This is a genomic window from Flavobacterium amnicola, assembly GCF_004122165.1.
In the GTDB taxonomy this organism is placed as follows: domain Bacteria; phylum Bacteroidota; class Bacteroidia; order Flavobacteriales; family Flavobacteriaceae; genus Flavobacterium; species Flavobacterium amnicola.
In genome coordinates this window covers 267,040-286,125 of the sequence record NZ_SBKO01000002.1, presented here as the reverse complement: position 1 = coordinate 286,125, position 19,086 = coordinate 267,040, and the positions used below count along the sequence as shown (strand labels likewise).

Here is a 19,086-nt window from a genome sequence, read left to right as displayed (position 1 = left end):
AATTGTTTTTAATTAGTAATTGTTATAAAGTTATAAATAATTCTTCTTTTGATTTTCGCACTTTTTTAACGTGCTGGTTGCTGTCTTCTTCATGGCGGTAACCAATAGTTGCCACTAGTGACGCATTCAGATTTAACTCGTTTAATTGTAAAATTTCATTGTACTTTTCTGGTTCAAAACCTTCCATTGGAGTTACGTCGATTTTTAATTCCGCCGCCGCATTGATTAGATTTCCTAAAGCCAAATAGGTTTGTTTTGCTGTCCAAACGGATTGTTGTTCTGGGGTTAAACCTAAAATTTTAGCTTTCATAAAATCGCCATATCCTTGAAGACTTTCGGTTGGAATTTCTCTCGTTTGACTAATTCTGTTAATATACTTGTCAATAATTGATTCGTCTAAATTACTATAATTAGCAAAAACAATCAATTGAGAAGCTTCGGTTATCTGACTTTGATTCCAAGAAGCCGGTTTTAATTGCTCACGAATGGCTTCGTCTTCGATAATAAAAACTTTGTAAGGTTGCAGACCGTAAGAAGAAGTACTCAATCGAATCGCTTCTTTCAACGTTTCTAAATCTTCTGAAGCAATTTTTTTGCTTGCATCGAATTTTTTGGTGGCATAACGCCAATTCTGATTTTCTATAAATTTACTCATATGTTTAACTTCTGTATTTTTCTAATAATTCATTTAACTGTTGCAATTCTGATGCCGAAAGTTTTTCAGCGAACGAATTTTCATGTGCGATCACTTTTGGATCCAATTCGGCTAGGATGGCTAATCCTTTGTCCGTGATGGTTATTTCCATTTTTCTTCGATTTTCCGGACACACTTTTCGAATTACAAATTCTTTATTTAATAGTTTGTCAACCAATCGTGTGGTATTACTGGTTTTGGCAATCATTCGCTCCTGAATACAAGCCATATTTGCGGGTTTCCCTTTTTGACCTCTTAAAATACGAAGCACATTATACTGTTCACCGGATAAATCATAAGGTTTTAAGATTTCTAAAAAACAATCACCTACCATGTTTCGGGTATAGGAAAGATTTAATAAAACCTTTTTTGCCAATGATAATTCTACCGTACTTTTTATTTCATCTTCAATTTTCATCTTTCTGAAATTTGTATGTACAAATGTATGACTATTTTTTATTTGTATATACAAATGTGTATTAAATTTTTGTTAATATTTCTTTTGAGGAGTTAAGATTGGTTATTTTTAAGGTGAAAATTAAAGTATATGAAAAGAATCGTCTTGATTTTAGGGTTGTTTGCGACTACAGTGTTCGGACAAGCTTCTACTAATACAATCCTGCCTATTAAGAGCTATAGCTTCAATGGAATAGAAGTGCATTCGTACGATTTTAAATCGTTTGAAGGTTTTCTGAATAAAAAAGATGAAACTACTTATGTGATTAATTTTTGGGCAACTTGGTGTTTGCCTTGCGTAAAAGAATTACCCTATTTTGAAAAACTAAATCAAAACTATAAAGACAAAAAGGTGAAAGTCCTTCTTGTAAGTTTGGATATGCCTAAGAAAATCGAATCGAATTTGATTCCTTTTATGCTTAAAAAGAAATTGCAAGCAGAAGTAATTCACTTGGATGATCCGGATGCTAATGCTTGGATAGAAAAGGTTGCCACAAATTGGTCGGGTTCTATTCCCGCCACTGTAATGTATAACGCAACTTCACGTAAATTTTACGAGCGTTCTTTTACTTATGTAGAATTGGAAAACGAATTAAAAACAATTATAAAATAAAAAACTATGAAAACAATCAAATTTTTATTCGGAGCACTATTGTTTGTCACTTTAAGTGCTTTTACTTGGAATAATTTTAACGCGGGATATAAGGTAGGAGATGTTGCTACCGATTTTAGTCTGAAAAACGTCGACAATAAAAAAGTGTCTTTAAATGATTATAAAGATGCCAAAGGCTTTATTGTTGTTTTTACCTGTAATCACTGTCCCTATGCTATTGCTTATGAAGACCGAATTATTGCTTTGGATAAAAAATACAAAGCTTTGGGTTATCCCGTTATTGCCATAAACCCTAACAATCCTGCAGTACAACCCAAAGATAGTTTTGACTTAATGAAAGAAAGAGCCAAAGAAAAAGGGTTTACTTTTCCGTATTTATTTGATGAAGGTCAGAAAATTTATCCTCAATATGGAGCCACTAAAACTCCACATGTGTACTTGCTTCAAAAAACAAAAGAAGGAAATATCGTTAAGTACATTGGTGCCATCGATGACAACTCTAATGATGAAACAGCAGTAAAAACAAAATATGTGGAGAATGCAGTGAATTCACTTTTGGAAGGAAAAGAAATAGAAGTAAAAACGACCAAAGCTATTGGATGTTCCATAAAAGCATAGTATTTTTGATATTTAAAGCAAAAGAAGATGAACTTAATACAAGAAGAGTGGTGGGCCAAACTTCAAGAAGACGACAATGCGGTTGTGCTTGATGTTAGAACAGAAGACGAATGTCTTGATGGAATAATACCTAACGCTATCAATATTGATATTTACAAGGGTCAAGGATTTATTTATCAAGTGGAAGAATTGGACAAATCTAAAAATTACTACGTGTATTGTAAAGCAGGTGGGCGAAGTGCTCAGGCTTGCAGTATCATGAATCAAATGGGATTTGAAACGACTTATAACTTAATGGGTGGCTTTTCTGAATGGGAGGGACCTGTAAGCGAGTTAAAGCAATAATAAAAAAGGGAAGCAATGGCTTCCCTTTTTTATTCCGATATCTTTTTCAATTGATTTTTATTTTTAATGGTGATTTTCTTCCCGGTCAAATCGACCCATCCATTTTTATTAAATTCTGAAAGCAAACGAATACAACTCTCGGTTGCCGTACCAATCATCCCAGCTAATTCTTCCCGAGACAATTGAATTCTGAGGGAGCCATCTGCATTGGTTCCAAAACTGTCATGCAAATAAAGTAACGTTTCAGCCAAACGTTCTTTAACGCTTTTTTGTGCCATGGAAACCATATGATCATCGGCATCTTTCAAATCACCACAAATGGTTTTCATCATGTTCATTGAAAATTGGTTGTTTTGATTGAAAAACTGCATGATTTCGCTTTTAGGTACAAAACAAACTTCCATATCTTCTAAAGCAACGGCACTCAAATTGGCAGGTTCGTCACTAATCATTGAACGCTGCCCTAATAATTCTCCTGACTTTGCCAACTTAACAATCTGATCTTTGCCATTGGCACTTAATTTGGTCATTTTGCAAACACCATCTTTAACACAAAAAACACCGTTAGTAGTTTCCCCTTCTTCAAAAATGGACTCTCCTTTTTTTATAGTATAAGAAGTTTTACAATCAGCCATCCTTAAAAGCTCCTCTTTCGATAAGGCTTTTAAAGCACTGAATTGTCTAACGATACATTGTTCACATTTACCCATAAAAGTTAATTATGACAACAAATATATCGATTTGTATGATAAAAATCATTTTTTAAAACGAGATATCGCAGGAAATTTGCTTTAGGTAAAAGAGCAAATTATGAACACACAAAATTGTTTCCATTGTGGTAACGATGTGGTAAAAACTGATGAAGTCTTTTTTGATGAAAAGTCTTTTTGCTGTTTAGGTTGTAAAACGGTTTATGAGATTTTTAGTCAAAACAATCTGACTTGTTACTACGATTTTGAAAAATCTCCCGGAACGACACCACAGGATATTAAAGGAAAATACGACTACTTAAAAGACGAAAAAATAATTTCCAAATTATTAGATTTTGAAGAGGAGGGAACACATGTTGTTTCGTTGTACATTCCTCATATTCATTGTAGTTCGTGTATTTGGATTTTGGAAAATTTGCAAAAGTTACAACCAGGAATAAGTACTTCTCAAGTTAACTTTCACGAAAAGAAAGTCCGTATTACTTATAATCCATCAAAAACCAATCTGAAATCAATTGTCGAATTGCTTAGCTCTATTGGGTATGAACCTTATATCAGCTTGGAAAATTTTGAGGCTAAGAAAGTAGCTATCGATAGAACTTTAATTTACAAAATTGGCGTAGCTTTTTTCTCCTTTGGAAATATCATGTTGCTTTCCTTTCCTGAATATTTTGAAGTAGGGGAGTTTTGGATTGACCAATACAAAGGCTTTTTTCGGTGGTTGATTTTTGCGTTAGCATTGCCACCATTCTTTTATTCGGCTTGGGGATATTATGTGTCGGCTTGGAAAAGTATCCAATCCAAAATGCTCAATATTGACATTCCAATTGCCTTAGGTATAGTAGTCATGTTTGTGAGAAGTACAGTTGATATTCTATTTGATTACGGACAAGGTTTTTTTGACAGTATGTGTGGATTGATTTTCTTCATGTTGTTAGGGAAATTGTTTCAACAAAAAACTTATAATTTTCTTTCGTTTGAACGCGATTACAAATCCTATTTTCCGATTGCGATTACAAAAATTAATACCGATGGTTCGGAAAGTCCTGTACAAGTGTATGATATTGAAAAAGGTGATCGGTTATTAATTCGAAACCAAGAATTGATTCCAGTTGACGGAATTCTAATCTCACCTGAAGCCTCCATCGATTATAGCTTTGTTACAGGTGAAGCAGTGGCCATTACTAAAAAATCGGGGGAAAAAGTGTTTGCTGGCGGAAAGCAAATCGGAAAAGTTATGGAAATGGAAGTACTGCATTCGGTTTCGCAGAGTTATCTCACCCAATTATGGAGTAATGATGTGTTTCAGAAGAACATCGATTTTAAGTACAAAACGATTACCGACACAATTAGCCGTTATTTTACACCTGCTTTATTATTACTGGCTTTTATCTCTTTCGGAATTTGGATATTCAAAGATACTACCACCGCTTTTAATGTGTTTACCGCAATTTTAATTGTCGCCTGTCCCTGCGCTTTGGCCTTAACTGCACCTTTTACATTAGGGAATGTGTTACGAATCATGGGATACAAGAAATTGTACCTAAAAAATGCAACCGTAATCGAACAATTAGCCAAAGTAGACACCCTCGTTTTTGATAAAACAGGAACGATTACCACAAATAAAAAGACTTCGATAACATATGAAGGAACGGAATTGAATTCTCATGAATTAAAGCTTTTGAAAAATGCATTACGAGGTTCCAATCATCCTTTAAGTCGACGACTGTATGATTTCCTTCCACATCAAGAAAAAGTAGAGATCACAAGCTTTGAAGAAATTATTGGGAAAGGAATTTATGCTAGGGTAAACGGTCATTCAGTTAAACTTGGTTCTTCTCAATTTTTGGAACATATGAGTGAAAATACACATAAAAAAACAAAAGTTCATATTGAAATTGATGGTTTATATAAAGGTAGTTATGTATTTAATAACCAATACAGAGAAGGATTAGAGGTGTTGTTTGACAAGCTATCCAAAAAATACGATTTGGTGGTGTTGTCTGGTGATAATGACGGGGAGCGAAAAATTTTAGAGAAGATGTTACCCGTTGCTACCACTTTAGTATTCCATCAGAAACCAGAGCAGAAATTACAGTATATAGAATATCTTCAAAAACAAGGTAAAAATGTGATGATGATAGGAGATGGATTGAATGACGCAGGAGCTTTAGCGCAAAGCAATATCGGGATTTCCATTTCTGAAAATGTCAATGTTTTTTCACCCGCTTGCGACGGAATTTTAGACGCTATTCAGTTTTCCAAAATCGATTATTTCCTGCGTTTTTCTAAAAATGCCATGAAAACAATTTACATGAGTTTTGGATTATCCTTATTATACAATGTTGTTGGATTGAGCTACGCTGTTACAGGAAATTTATTGCCTATCGTTGCCGCGATTATCATGCCATTAAGCACAGTAACCATTGTGAGTTTTGTAACGCTAATGAGTAATTATTACGCCAGAAAATAAGTCAATTATATAAAATTTTAACAGATGACAAATGTCATATTTTATCCCAAATGCGAACAGTAATTTTGAATTATAAATCATAAGGTATGAGTGTTATTTATTTATTAATCTGCATCAGTATCGTGCTGGCAGTAACTTTTCTCTACATATTCATCAGAGCAGTGAAAAGTGGTCAGTTTGACGATGACTATACTCCTTCGGTTAGAATGTTATTCGAAGATGAGTTAAAAAAGAGTGAACCCAAAATAAAAATAGAAACAGAAAAACAAGACTAATTATGGAGATGCAACAATTTTATTACGATAACAAAATTGTAAACAAGTTCATTTACGCCACAATAGCTTTTGGGGTTGTTGGAATGTCTGTCGGGCTTTTATTGGCTACGATGTATTTATTCCCAAACCTTACCGATGGTATTTCGTGGTTGAGTTACGGACGTTTACGTCCCTTACACACTAATGCCGTAATTTTTGCCTTTGTTGGAAATGCAATGTTTGCAGGATACTATTATTCCATTCAACGATTGCTTAAAACCCGAATGTATAGCGATGTGATGAGTAATATCAACTTCTGGGGATGGCAACTCATTATTTTAGCAGCCGCTATTTCATTGCCTTTAGGTTATACGTCTTCTAAGGAATATGCCGAATTAGAATGGCCTATCGATATTGCTATCGCGGTTATTTGGGTAGTGTTTGGTGTTAATATGATTATGACGATTCTTCGAAGAAGAGAACGCCATTTGTATGTAGCCATTTGGTTTTACATTGCCACATTTGTTACAGTTGCTGTTTTACATATTTTTAACAGCTTGGCATTACCTGTTAACGGGATGAAGTCTTATTCTGTTTATGCTGGGGTACAAGATGCTTTGGTGCAATGGTGGTATGGTCACAATGCGGTGGCTTTTTTCCTTACAACTCCGTTCTTAGGATTAATGTATTACTTTATGCCAAAAGCGGCCAATCGACCGGTATATTCATATCGTTTATCCATTATCCATTTTTGGTCCTTGATTTTCTTATACATCTGGGCAGGTCCACACCATTTGTTGTATACTTCTTTACCTGATTGGGCTCAAAACCTTGGAGTAGTTTTCTCCATAATGTTAATTGCGCCATCTTGGGGTGGGATGATCAACGGATTATTAACACTTCGTGGTGTATGGGATAAAGTGCGTACCGATGTGGTATTGAAATTCTTCGTCGTTGCCATTACAGGTTATGGTATGGCCACTTTTGAAGGTCCGATGTTGTCCTTGAAAAACGTCAATGCAATTGCACACTTTACCGATTGGATTGTGGCTCATGTGCACGTTGGTGCTTTGGCGTGGAACGGGTTTATGACTTTCGGTATCATCTATTGGTTATTACCTCGATTGACCAAATCAGAATTGTATTCTCAAAAATTAGCCAATTTCCATTTCTGGATTGGGACTTTAGGAATTATTTTATATGCTTTACCCATGTATGTGGCTGGATTTGTACAAGCCCAAATGTGGAAACAATTCAATCCAGACGGCTCATTAGTATATGGAAATTTCCTTGAAACTGTAAGCGAAATTATGCCCATGTATGCCATGCGTGCTATTGGAGGAACTTTGTATTTAGTTGGAATGTTAGTGATGGTGTACAATGCCTATCAAACTGTTCGAAAAGGAAATGCGGTGGAAGACGAATTGGCAGAAGCACCTGCTTTGGCTAAAATTGCGCCGTATCGATTAAAAGGAGAAAAATTCCACGGATGGTTAGAAAGAAAACCAATACAGTTAACCATTTTGGCTACGATTGCTATTTTAATTGGAGGTGTGATTCAAATAGTTCCAACTTTAGTAGTAAAATCTAATATACCAACTATTTCGAGTGTAAAGCCTTACACACCTCTTGAGTTAGAAGGACGTGATTTGTATATCCGTGAAGGTTGTGTAGGCTGTCACTCTCAGATGGTTCGTCCGTTCCGTTCGGAAGTAGCCCGTTATGGAGAATATTCAAAATCCGGTGAATATGTATACGACCATCCATTTTTATGGGGTTCTAAACGAACTGGCCCAGATTTAATGCGTGTTGGAGGTAAGTATAATGATAACTGGCATTTCAATCACATGTGGGATCCACAAAGTACTTCTTCGGGTTCGATTATGCCAGGGTATAAATGGTTGTTTGATAACAAACCGATGGACTATTCTCAAATCGAGAAAAAAATGAGTGTCATGCAAACTCTTGGTGTTCCTTATACCGATGAGGAAGTTAAAAACGCCAAAGCTTCAATTGCTGCTCAGTCTTCCAAAATCGAAGAAAATCTAAAAAATGATCCTGACTTTGTAAAAAGCTATGCGCAAAGCGAGAAAAATGCCAAAACAAAAGGGGAAATGTTTGTTCCTATGAAAGATCGTGAAATTGTTGCCTTAATTGCCTATTTACAGCGTTTGGGAACCGATATTAAAGTAAAAGAAACTCAAAAATAGATTGTCATGCTCAAGTTTTTTAAACACAATATGGAGACCATCTCAGGGATTGAGATCTATCCAATACTATCCTTACTAATCTTCTTCTTCTTTTTTGTGGGACTTTATTTTTGGGTGTTTACTTATAATAAAGAAAAAATGGAACAGTTAAGTGATTTGCCTTTTTCTGAAGGGACATCTGATGAATTTTTAAATCTTTAATAGCATAACCAATGAAAAAGTTATTTCCCATATATGTAAGAATTCCTGTTTTATTCGCCTTATTTTTTATGGCTATGGAATTTTTTATCGACAGTGGTAACAAACCTGCTTTTGTAAAATTTCCCATTTTGAATGTGGTTTTGCTTATTTTTTTACTAATTCTTGTAGCGGTAGAATTAGTTTTACAAGCCACCAATAAAATAGTAGATACCTTATTAACCGACGAGCAACGTAAGGCACAAGAAATAGAAGATAATCTTCCGTTTACCGAAACAGAATTCTATAAAAAACTGATGACGAAGCTAACGCGTACCCGTAAAGTGGAAGAGGAAGGCGAACTGCTTTTACACCACAATTATGATGGAATTCAAGAGCTTGACAATGTGCTTCCGCCATGGTGGGTGTATTTATTCTACGGTTGTATTGCCTTTGCGTTTATTTACTTGGTGCGTTTTCACATTTTAGGAGCAGATGATCAAAAGACTGAATTTGATAAAGAAATGGCCGATGCCAAAATGCAAGTCGAGGAATACAAAAAAACAGCTCCCGATTTAATGGATAAAGAAAAAGTAACATTATTAACTGACGCTGCCGATATTAATGCAGGAAAAGCAATCTTTCAAACCAACTGTATTGCTTGTCACAAAGCGGATGGAGGTGGGGCAATTGGTCCAAATTTAACCGATCCGCAATGGATTAATGGTGGCGGAATCAAAAATGTATTCAACACTATTATGGAAGGAGGTCGAGCAGGAAAAGGAATGATTTCATGGAAAGACCAAATTAAACCTTCTGACATTCAAAAGGTAGCGAGTTATGTGTTAAGTCTGCAAGGAACGAATCCAGCTGGTGCTAAAGCGCCTGAGGGAGAAATATGGATTGAAGAGGGCGCTGTAAAATCTGAAGTTAAAACTGATTCAACCAAAACAAAATAGTAAAATTTAATGTTGTCTCCTAGCACTGTGAAGAATTTCAAAATGAGATTCTTTGTGCTACGGATTGAAAAAATAAATAAAAATGGCAACTCCATCAAACGACGATAGTTTTAGAGATTCTATAGGAACGATAGACAAGCAAGGAAAAAGAGCTTGGGTGTATCCCAAAAAGCCAGTAGGGAAATTGTACGAACGTCGAAAATTAGTGAGTTATTTCTTGTTAGTTCTTTTGTTTGCAGCTCCATTTGTGAAACGTAACGGCAATCAGTTTTTATTGTTCAACATTATGGAACGAAAATTTTCGATTTTCGGAAATCCATTTTGGCCCCAAGATTTTCATTTGGTCGTAATCTTCATGATTATTGGAGTAGTGGGTTTGGCATTATTTACAGTGGCTTTCGGACGTATTTTTTGTGGATGGATTTGTCCTCAAACCATTTTCATGGAAATGGTTTTCAGAAGAATAGAATACTGGATTGAGGGGGATCGAGGCGCACAAATCAAACTCGACAAACAAGAATGGAATGCGGAAAAAATCAGAAAAAAAGCGACCAAATGGTTCATTTTTTATGTGGTTTCATTTTTGATTGCCAACGTGTTTTTAGCATATTTTGTTGGAAGTGATCACGTGTTAGATATGGTGCGTCAAGGACCGTTGTACAATACGAATACACTAATTGCATTAATTGTTTTTACTTACGTTTTCTATTTTGTTTTTGCTTGGTTTCGTGAACAGGTATGTATTATTGCTTGTCCGTATGGCAGAATGCAAGGGGTTTTATTAGACAACAAAACTATTAACGTAACTTATGATCATGTTCGTGGTGAAGGAGAAAGTGGTCGTGCAAAATTTAAAAAAGGAGAAGATAGAAGTGCTTTTGGTAAAGGAGATTGTATTGATTGTCACCAATGTGTAAATGTTTGTCCAACTGGAATTGACATCAGAAACGGTGTGCAATTGGAATGTGTGAATTGTACAGCTTGTATTGATGAATGTAACATTATTATGAAAAGTATTGATTTGCCAATCAATTTAATTCGATATGCGAGTGAAGATGAGGTGGTCAAAAAAGAAAAATTTGTCTTTACCACTAGAATGAAAGGATATGTGGCCGTTTTGGTGATTTTGATTGGGATATTTATCGGGATGTTGTGTTTACGAAATGATGTCGAAGCGAATATTTTACGTTTACCAGGACAGTTGTACGAACATAAAGGTGAAAATATCAGTAATGTATTTACCTATAAAATAATCAACAAAACAATGGATGATTTTGATAATATTCATTTTAAGTTAGTGAATCCAACCGGAAGGATACAATTGGTAGGGCATCAAGACATTCATGTAAAAAAAGATTCTTTGGCACAAGGAACCTTATTCATTGAAATTAACCCTGCTTTTTTACAAGGCGACAAGACCGAAATAAAAGTTGAAATTTATAACAATCATCTATTGTTAGAAACCGCGACTACTAATTTCTTGGGACCTAGAAGCTTTAATTAGTGTCGAGTTTAATAGTTTAAGTTTGAAATTAAATGCTATTGATTTTTGACATTGTTATTGATAACCGCGTAAGGGATTGACGCTTTGTTTGAGCTCTTTCATTTTGTTGCCTATGGGCTGAGGTTCTCGAAGCCAGAGACAACAAAATAAAAGCGAGTGCGGAAAGCCCGCCCCGAGTTACTAAAAAAGTTGAAAGGAATTGAAAGTTGAAAACGAGGGGTACGCCCCAAAAAAATATAGAAATTATGAACATGAACTGGGGAAAAGGAATAGTAGTCGCATTTGCATTGTTTATCACCTTCATCTTGTATTTTGTTTTCAAAGTACAAAGCGACACCAATTACGATTATGAAATGGTCACAGAAGAGTATTACAAAAAAGAAATAGGCTATCAAGAACAATTGGATAAGTCACAAAATGCCTATAATTTAAAAGATAAAGTTACAGTTGCAACCAAATCAGAAGGATTATTAATTAGTTTTCCAACGGATTTCGATTATGCCAAAATAGAAGGAAAAGTGTCCTTGTATCGACCGTCAAGTCAGAAATTAGATTTCGAAATTCCGATTTCGTTGTCTTCTTCCAATTTGCTCATACCTAAAACAAAGTTGACTGGCGGTCGTTGGGACATTTCTGTAGATTGGACGTATAAAGGAAAAGGATATTTGAACAAAGAGAAAGTGAATTTGTAATATAGAAAATAGAGCAAAGAGCAAAGAATAAAGAAATCTTTACTCTTTTATCTTTCTTATTTACTCTAAAAAAGATGTTATACACAGCATTCCTATTCGGGTTAATTAGCAGTTTGCATTGCATTGGGATGTGTGGTCCCATCGCAATGATGCTACCCGTAGATCGCAATAATGAAACGAAGAAAGCAACACAAATTATTACGTACCATATTGGAAGAATTTTTGCCTATTCAATATTAGGTTTGTTTTTTGGTATTTTGGGCAGAGGACTTTTTTTAGCGGGTTTTCAACAAAAATTATCATTTTTTTTAGGAATCTTGATGATTTTAGTCGTTTTAGTGCCAGAAAAGGTATTTGCTACTTTCAATTTTTCCAAACCGATTTTTCAATTGATTTCTAGAGCAAAGACTAGATTGGGAGCTCAATTCAAAAAGAAAACCTACGGTTCTTTATTCACTATTGGTTTGCTCAATGGGTTCTTGCCCTGCGGATTGGTTTATGTAGCTCTTTTTGGTGCCATTGCCATGCAAGAAGTTACACTAAGTATCGCTTATATGATTTTATATGGCGTTGGAACCATCCCTATGATGAGCGCGGTGGTTTATGCTTCTAATTTAATAAAGCAGCCACTTCGAAATACTATGCAAAAAATTATTCCTGTTGTAGCGGTAGGAATTGGGACCTTGTTTATTCTTCGTGGGTTGGGACTCGGAATTCCTTTTATTTCTCCAAGTACAATCAACTTGTTTGTTCAGAATAATCCACATTGTAGATAATAGTAAACTAATTTAAAACGAATAAAAAATGGAAAGACACAACCTACTAAATGAATTCCCAGAATTCACTGAAAAAATTCACGATTTAAAAACAAGCGATAACCACTTTAGAAAATTATTTGACGAATACCACGAAGTAGAACATGAAGTGCATAAATACAATTCGGGCGCCCAATCAACAACGGATGAGCACATGCACGAACTAAAAGCAAAATTATTGTTTTTAAAAGATGAAATCTTCACTAAATTGAAGAATTAAAAAGAAAAACCTCTTTCATTCTGGAAGAGGTTTTTTGTATAATCATTTTAAAAATGGCACAAAATTATTGTTAGCGGTAGATGTTTTTTAGGTTAAGGGTGATTTTATTTTTCAACTATTTTTGAGGTGTCAATTCCTTTAATGAGCAACCACAAGCAAAGTGATAATTCTCCAATAAAAATAGGAATAGCTAGATATATAAATAAAGGATTTTGAAATCCTTTTGAAAGGAACATAGTAAAGCTATTTACCAAGTAGCACAGACCTGTAATGGCATAAAGTACACCAAATAGCTTCGGTATAAAATTTGATTTATAAATGACATATCCTACAATTATACAGTAAAATCCAAAGAAGACCAGACCTATAGCGTAGCCTTGTATTTGAATGTTTAGTGATAATAAAGAAAGGGTTGCCAGTTGATCAGGTTGGAGGGTATTTAAGTAAGTATCGTTGCTTAATAATAATAATGGTGAAATTTGATTCAGAAGATTTACTCCAATTATAGCCGTTTGGATAATTACAAATGTTACTGCTAGTTGAAGTAATAGCTTATTTGTTTGTTTGAACAAATAATAAATAATCAGTATGGTTGGTAATCCGACTACAAAGTTGATTAGGTCAGTTACAAAACCCCAACGAAAAAGCATTTCGTTGTTTTGAATGTTATGTGCAGTAATTAAAGCATTGTTTGAGACCCTAAGCGTTTGTCTAACAAAAACCTCAGAAAATAATCCTGTAGTTATTACAATTAGATAGCAAAAGCCTGCAATTCGAGCTAAATTTTTATTTGAAATCATTTTGTAGGAGGCAGATATTAATTTTTGCCGCATTGCTATATCTGTCAGTTAAATTTACTTTTCGTTACATTCATTTTGCAAGTTTTTTTGCCTTATCCTTTTCTTTAAAATTTCTGCACTTCTAAATAGAAATGAACATAACCTTTCAAATTAACAAAAAATCCCCAAGCGAAATCGAAAAGATTATAAACAAAACCTATACTGTCATCGAGAACAATTGTGTTTGAGGCGCATTGCGTTTTAAGCGTAAGTCAAATGCCATGCAAATGTTGCGCACAAAAGGTTTGCCTTTTTCGGTTACAGTAATCGCATTGTGTTGCAGGATTAACAAACCATCACTTTCCATTTCTTTTAATTGTGTTAGCACTTCTGGTAATTCATCGAAATAGTTGTGTGTATCGTACCAGGAAGTGGTAAACTGACACATGAGGTTCAAGATGTGTTTTCGTATGATTAAGTCTTCCTCAGTTAATAGATGTCCTCGATACACTGGGATTTCGTTTTGTTCCAATCGGGCGTAATAGTCCTCTAGCGTTTTTTCATTTTGCGCAAAACTAAACCAACTGTCACTAATTGAAGAAACTCCTAAACCAATCATTAATTGTGTTTTAGAAGCCGTATACCCCATAAAATTGCGGTGTAAGTTTCCTTCTTGAAAAGCGGTAAAAAGACTGTCTCTTTTCTTAGCAAAATGATCCATACCAATTTCGTGGTAGCCTTTTTTAGCCAACAGTTGTTTGCCGATTTCATATAATTTGCGTTTTTCGTCATCTCTGGGTACATCCTCATCTTTAAAACCACGTTGTCCGTTCCCTTTCATCCAAGGTACATGGGCATAGCTATAAAAAGCTAATCGATCGGGCGACAATGAATTTGTTTTTTCAATGGTATCCACAATATTTTCAACACTTTGAAAAGGCAATCCAAACACTAAGTCATGGGAAATAGAGGTATAGCCAATTTCTTTGGCCCAAAAAGTGACTTTCGCCACATTATGAAACGGCTGAATGCGGTGTATGGCATTTTGTACTTTTTCGGCATAATCCTGTACTCCAAAACTTACTCTACGGAATCCTAAGTTGTATAAAGTTTGTAAGTGTTCGCGAGTAGTATTGTTGGGATGACCTTCAAAACTGAATTCATAATTTTCAGCGACTGCTGCCTTACTTAAAATACCATTAATTAAGCGTTGCAAGTTTACTGCAGAAAAAAATGTTGGGGTACCCCCTCCCAAATGAATTTCCTTGATTATTGGTTTTTCGGGAAATAGCTGGCAGTACAATTGCCATTCCTTTAACACGGCTTCAATGTAGGGATGTTCTACTTCATGACGTTTGGTAATTCGTTTGTGACAACCGCAAAAAGTACACAAACTTTCGCAAAAAGGTAAGTGTATGTACAAGCTAATACCTTCGGTGGCGTTGCTTTGCGCAAAGGATTGGAGCAATGTTTTTTTCCATAGTTCGATACTAAAAACGTCTTCCACCCAATACGGAACAGTAGGGTAGCTGGTATAGCGTGGACCAGGAACATTGTATTTTTGAATTAATGAGAGCGACATACTTTACGAGCTTTACAAGTTCAAAAGTACAATACCAAAAAACCTCACGAAATGATAATTATCATAAAAGGAAAAGGGAAGCATATGCTTCCCTTTTATTATTATTTAAGTAAATTATACGGTTCTTTGTACTACTTCAAATATTGCTCCGTCTTCACATTTTAAAGTCTTTGCAGGATATTTCATTAACAACGCATAATCATGTGTTGCCATAACGATAGTTTTACCATTTTCGTTAATTTTTTTCAAGACTTCCATCACCTCCATACTGGTTTGTGGATCAAGGTTTCCAGTAGGTTCATCCGCTAGGATTAATTCAGGATCATTTAACAAAGCACGAGCAATTGCTACACGTTGCTGCTCTCCACCCGATAATTGGTGTGGCATTTTGTTGGCCCAGTTTTTCATGCCTACTTTGTCCAAAACTTCATCAATTTTAGCCTGCATTTCTGCTTCATCTTCCCAACCTGTTGCTTTTAAAACAAAGTGCATGTTTGCATTTACTGTACGATCGGGTAATAATTTGAAGTCCTGAAATACAATTCCAATTTTACGTCTCAAAAACGGAATGTCATTATCAATTAATCCATTCAAATCATAATCGACAATAGTTCCTTCTCCATGCGTTAATGGTAAATCACCGTAAAGCGTTTTCATAAAACTACTTTTTCCAGAACCCGTTTTACCAATAATGTATAAAAATTCTCCTGGGTTGACTTTTAAATTTACATCCGATAAAATTTTATTTCCTTCTTGATATATGGTAACGTTATGTAACGATAAAATAGTTTGAGACATAGTTTTTGATATTTATTTTGGTAAAAGTAATAAGTTAACGTAGGTATTCAAAATAAATTTTCGGATTGTGAATAATTTAAGATACTAAAGCCGATTTTTACTCGTTTTACAGGTAAGAAAATACTAAATTTGAATCGTTAAAATCATTTTCTATGCGCAAAATACCTTTGTTTCTACTCCTAACAATTTCACTAAGTTCGCAAACGGTTGTAAGTCAACAATCAGAAGTTTATACCAATAATTTAGTCGATTATAACAACGCTTTGACCTTGTTTAAAAACAAACAGTACCAATCGGCTCAAATTATCTTTAACAAAGTCGGTCAAAAAACGAACGAAGAAACTGAATCCGATTGTGCTTATTATGCTGCCACTTGTGCGATTCGAATCAAACAATCGGGTGCGGAAGAGCAAATGGAAAATTTTATTAGAAATTATCCAACCAGTACCAAACTGAATTTAGCGTATATCGATTTGGCTACCTATTATTTTGAGCAAGGACAATACGTGCAATCCCATCAATGGTTTGATAAAGTAGAAGAAAGTACGTTGACTTCCGATGAAAAAGAACGTTTTAATTTTTATAAGGCCTATACTTTTTTCAATTCAGGAGACAAAAAAGCAGCTAAAATTTATTTCAATAAAGTAGTTAATTCTAAAGAATATGGATCGCAAGCCAAATATTACTTAGGATTTTTGGCCTATGAAGGCGATAATTATGAAGAAGCTTCTCAATATTTTGAACAAGTAGAAGGCGAAGAAAAATACAAAGAAAAACTATCGTATTTTCAAGCGGATATGAATTTCAAAGCCGGAAAATTTGACAAAGCTATCGAATTAGGGCAAAAGGCAATGGCAAAATCTTCTCCAGCCGAAAAATCAGAATTGAACCGAATTATTGGTCAAAGTTATTTTGAACTAAAGCAATACGATAAAGCCATTCCGTATTTAAAAGAATACAAAGGAAAGAAAGGAAAGTGGAACAATAACGATTATTATCAATTGGGCTATGCATTCTACAAGCAAAATGATTATGAAAGTGCCATTTCTCAATTCAATAAAATTATTAGTGGAAACGACGCTGTAGCTCAAAATGCCTACTATCATTTAGGTGAAAGTTATCTCAAAACCGATAAAAAACAGCAAGCGTTAAATGCGTTTAAAACAGCTTCGGAAATGACTTTCGACTTAAAAATTCAAGAAGATGCCTTTTTGAATTATGCTCGTGTGAGTTATGATATCGGAAATTCCTACCAAAGTGTTCCCGATGTATTAAATGGTTTCATGACGAAATATCCCAATAATCCGAATAAAACAGAGATTGAAAGTTTGTTAATCAATTCCTATATCACATCCAAAAATTATAAGGAAGCATTGATTGTATTGGAAAGAAATAAATCGGTTAGCAATAGAGCAGCCTATCAAAAAGTGACTTTTTATCGTGGATTGGAATTGTTTACAGATGGAAATTACAAAGAGGCATTGACAAATTTCAAAAAATCAATCGCCGAATCAAAAGACGCTAAATTTACCGCTCGTGCTACTTTCTGGAAAGCCGAAACCGAATATGTTTTGGATGATTTTACCAATGCCTTGTCTAGTTTTAAACAGTTTGTTGCTTCTGCTGAAGCTTCCTCCACACCAGAATTTAAAAGTGTGAACTATAATATTGCGTATGCTCATTTCAAACTAAAAGAATACGATCAAGCAGCGACTTATTTTCAAAAATATACCGAAACCTCTAAAGAAGATAAAACACGTTTGGTAGATGCTTATTTGCGTTTGGCGGATAGTCGTTTTGTGACTTCCAAATATGCTACGGCAATTGAGGCGTATGACAGAGCGATTGCCTTAAAGGGAGTGGATGGTGATTATGCCGCGTTTCAAAAAGCCATTTCGTATGGATTTACAGGTAAAAATGAAAGAAAAATATCTGAATTTACTAGTTTCCTAAAAAACTATCCGGATTCGCAATACCGAGATGACGCGTTATTTGAAATGGGAAATACCTATACGCAAATGAATCAAAAAGATTCGGCAATAAAAACCTACGATCAGTTAATTTCGGAATATAAAAAAGGAAGTTATACGGCTCGTGCCATTTTACGTCAAGGGTTGATTTATTATAATGCGGATAAAGATGACTCAGCTTTAACGAAATTCAAGAAAGTGGCGGCCGAATTTCCAAGAACCGATGAGGCCAACGAAGCAGTGAAAACAGCGCGCTTGATTTATGTTGATCAAGGAAAAGTAGATGAATATGCCACTTGGGTGAGAACTTTAGATTTCGTAGAAGTAACCGATGCCGAATTGGATAACGATACTTGGGAAGCTGCCGAAAAGCAATATGCGCAAGGAAATACGCAACAAGCCATTACGAACTTAACAAGTTATGTAACCTCGTTTCCAAACGGAGTACATGCATTGAAAGCGAATTATTATTTAGCCGATTTGCAGTACAAAGGCGGAAATACTTCTAGTGCCACGAAATATTACGAAAATGTGATTTCGAAAGCCAGAAACGAATACACCGAACAATCGTTATCACGTTTAGCGGAAATTTATGTGAAGAAAAATGATTCTGAAAAAGCAATTCCTGTATTACTTCGTTTAGAATCAGAATCGGATTTTCCACAAAACAAAACCTATGCACAGGCGAATTTAATGAAGGCGTATTATGATAAAAAAGATTATGCTAACGCAGTAATTTATGCCGATAAAGTTTTGGAAAATCCTAAGATGGATAACAAAATAAAAAGTGATGCCCAAATTATAGTGGCGCGTTCTGCCGTGCAAACGAATAACGAACCTAAAGCTAGAGAGGCGTATGCACGATTACTTAAAATTGCCAAAGGGGAACTAATGGCGGAAGCCTTGTATTATGATGCTTATTTCAAAAATAAAGACCTAAAATTTGAAGCGTCTAATACCGTTGTACAAAAATTAGCCAAAGAGTATTCAGGATATAAATATTTTGGAGCCAAGGGATTAATCGTAATGGCTAAAAATTTCTACGGATTGAAAGATAGTTTCCAAGCGACTTACATTTTGGAGAGTGTCATTAAAAACTTCAAGGAATTCGACGATGTCATTGCTGAAGCTCAAACTGAATTGAATGCAATCAAAGCTGAAGAAGCCAAAACAAATTCATCAATTAAAGGATAATTTATAAATCAGTGGTCACTCTG

General features: G+C 34.9%; 19 protein-coding genes. 13 read left to right on the top strand and 6 right to left on the bottom strand.

Annotated features, from left to right (window positions below; genetic code table 11):
- Window positions 1-22: 22 nt before the first annotated feature.
- Both EQG63_RS06810 and EQG63_RS06805 read right to left on the bottom strand, forming a co-directional pair.
- Window positions 23-655 (bottom strand): NAD(P)H-dependent oxidoreductase, encoded by a 633-nt coding sequence (locus EQG63_RS06810; protein WP_129435609.1) that lies wholly within the window; start codon window positions 653-655, stop codon window positions 23-25.
- A 4-nt stretch (window positions 656-659) separates the two neighbouring features.
- Window positions 660-1,112: a MarR family winged helix-turn-helix transcriptional regulator gene (locus EQG63_RS06805; RefSeq protein ID WP_129435608.1), complete on the bottom strand. Its 453-nt coding sequence runs from the start codon at window positions 1,110-1,112 to the stop codon at window positions 660-662.
- A 129-nt stretch (window positions 1,113-1,241) separates the two neighbouring features.
- On the opposite strand from EQG63_RS06805, the gene EQG63_RS06800 reads away from it, so the two are divergent.
- The 3 genes from EQG63_RS06800 to EQG63_RS06790 are packed head-to-tail and all read left to right on the top strand — an operon-like array spanning window position 1,242 to window position 2,726.
- Complete coding sequence (locus EQG63_RS06800) at window positions 1,242-1,763, top strand: TlpA disulfide reductase family protein (protein ID WP_129435607.1); 522 nt, start codon at window positions 1,242-1,244, stop codon at window positions 1,761-1,763.
- A gap of 6 nt (window positions 1,764-1,769) precedes the next feature.
- The gene (locus tag EQG63_RS06795; protein ID WP_129435606.1) at window positions 1,770-2,381 is read left to right on the top strand and encodes a thioredoxin family protein; all 612 of its coding nucleotides are present in this window, start codon (window positions 1,770-1,772) and stop codon (window positions 2,379-2,381) included.
- Window positions 2,382-2,408: 27 nt separating this feature from the next.
- Window positions 2,409-2,726: a rhodanese-like domain-containing protein gene (locus EQG63_RS06790; RefSeq protein ID WP_129435605.1), complete on the top strand. Its 318-nt coding sequence runs from the start codon at window positions 2,409-2,411 to the stop codon at window positions 2,724-2,726.
- A gap of 29 nt (window positions 2,727-2,755) precedes the next feature.
- Here EQG63_RS06790 and EQG63_RS06785 read toward each other — a convergent pair whose 3' ends face one another.
- Window positions 2,756-3,436 carry a Crp/Fnr family transcriptional regulator gene (locus EQG63_RS06785; protein ID WP_129435604.1) on the bottom strand — a complete coding sequence of 227 codons (681 nt, stop codon included), beginning with the start codon at window positions 3,434-3,436 and terminating at the stop codon, window positions 2,756-2,758.
- Window positions 3,437-3,536: 100 nt separating this feature from the next.
- Here EQG63_RS06785 and EQG63_RS06780 point away from each other — a divergent pair, with 100 nt between their 5' ends.
- From EQG63_RS06780 to EQG63_RS06740, 9 genes are all read left to right on the top strand, one after another.
- Window positions 3,537-5,909: a heavy metal translocating P-type ATPase gene (locus EQG63_RS06780; protein ID WP_129435603.1), complete on the top strand. Its 2,373-nt coding sequence runs from the start codon at window positions 3,537-3,539 to the stop codon at window positions 5,907-5,909.
- 86 nt (window positions 5,910-5,995) lie between these two features.
- Window positions 5,996-6,184, top strand: coding sequence for a cbb3-type cytochrome oxidase assembly protein CcoS (gene ccoS, locus EQG63_RS06775; RefSeq protein ID WP_129435602.1), 189 nt, complete (start codon window positions 5,996-5,998; stop codon window positions 6,182-6,184).
- 2 nt (window positions 6,185-6,186) lie between these two features.
- Window positions 6,187-8,373 (top strand): cytochrome-c oxidase, cbb3-type subunit I, encoded by a 2,187-nt coding sequence (gene ccoN, locus EQG63_RS06770; RefSeq protein ID WP_129435601.1) that lies wholly within the window; start codon window positions 6,187-6,189, stop codon window positions 8,371-8,373.
- A 6-nt stretch (window positions 8,374-8,379) separates the two neighbouring features.
- Window positions 8,380-8,574 carry a CcoQ/FixQ family Cbb3-type cytochrome c oxidase assembly chaperone gene (locus EQG63_RS06765; RefSeq protein ID WP_129435600.1) on the top strand — a complete coding sequence of 65 codons (195 nt, stop codon included), beginning with the start codon at window positions 8,380-8,382 and terminating at the stop codon, window positions 8,572-8,574.
- A gap of 11 nt (window positions 8,575-8,585) precedes the next feature.
- Complete coding sequence (locus EQG63_RS06760; protein WP_129435599.1) at window positions 8,586-9,509, top strand: cbb3-type cytochrome c oxidase N-terminal domain-containing protein; 924 nt, start codon at window positions 8,586-8,588, stop codon at window positions 9,507-9,509.
- 82 nt (window positions 9,510-9,591) lie between these two features.
- A complete protein-coding gene (gene ccoG / locus EQG63_RS06755) occupies window positions 9,592-11,013 on the top strand; it encodes a cytochrome c oxidase accessory protein CcoG (protein ID WP_129435598.1) in 1,422 nt (473 codons plus the stop codon).
- Window positions 11,014-11,258: 245 nt separating this feature from the next.
- Window positions 11,259-11,705 carry a FixH family protein gene (locus EQG63_RS06750; RefSeq protein ID WP_129435597.1) on the top strand — a complete coding sequence of 149 codons (447 nt, stop codon included), beginning with the start codon at window positions 11,259-11,261 and terminating at the stop codon, window positions 11,703-11,705.
- A gap of 74 nt (window positions 11,706-11,779) precedes the next feature.
- Window positions 11,780-12,481: a sulfite exporter TauE/SafE family protein gene (locus EQG63_RS06745; protein ID WP_129435596.1), complete on the top strand. Its 702-nt coding sequence runs from the start codon at window positions 11,780-11,782 to the stop codon at window positions 12,479-12,481.
- Between the two features lie 28 nt (window positions 12,482-12,509).
- On the top strand, window positions 12,510-12,740 hold the full coding sequence (locus EQG63_RS06740; protein ID WP_129435595.1) for a YdcH family protein: 231 nt from the start codon (window positions 12,510-12,512) through the stop codon (window positions 12,738-12,740).
- Between the two features lie 104 nt (window positions 12,741-12,844).
- Here EQG63_RS06740 and EQG63_RS06735 read toward each other — a convergent pair whose 3' ends face one another.
- The 3 genes from EQG63_RS06735 to EQG63_RS06725 all read right to left on the bottom strand — a co-directional run bounded on the left by EQG63_RS06735 (window position 12,845) and on the right by EQG63_RS06725 (window position 15,899).
- Entirely contained in the window at window positions 12,845-13,540 is a 696-nt protein-coding gene (locus EQG63_RS06735; RefSeq protein ID WP_164974474.1) for a DUF4386 domain-containing protein, read from the bottom strand.
- A 196-nt stretch (window positions 13,541-13,736) separates the two neighbouring features.
- On the bottom strand, window positions 13,737-15,101 hold the full coding sequence (gene hemN, locus EQG63_RS06730) for an oxygen-independent coproporphyrinogen III oxidase (protein ID WP_129435593.1): 1,365 nt from the start codon (window positions 15,099-15,101) through the stop codon (window positions 13,737-13,739).
- A 114-nt stretch (window positions 15,102-15,215) separates the two neighbouring features.
- A complete protein-coding gene (locus EQG63_RS06725) occupies window positions 15,216-15,899 on the bottom strand; it encodes a cell division ATP-binding protein FtsE (RefSeq protein ID WP_129435592.1) in 684 nt (227 codons plus the stop codon).
- Between the two features lie 152 nt (window positions 15,900-16,051).
- On the opposite strand from EQG63_RS06725, the gene EQG63_RS06720 reads away from it, so the two are divergent.
- A complete protein-coding gene (locus tag EQG63_RS06720) occupies window positions 16,052-19,063 on the top strand; it encodes a tetratricopeptide repeat protein (RefSeq protein WP_129435591.1) in 3,012 nt (1,003 codons plus the stop codon).
- The last annotated feature ends 23 nt before the right edge of the window (window positions 19,064-19,086 follow it).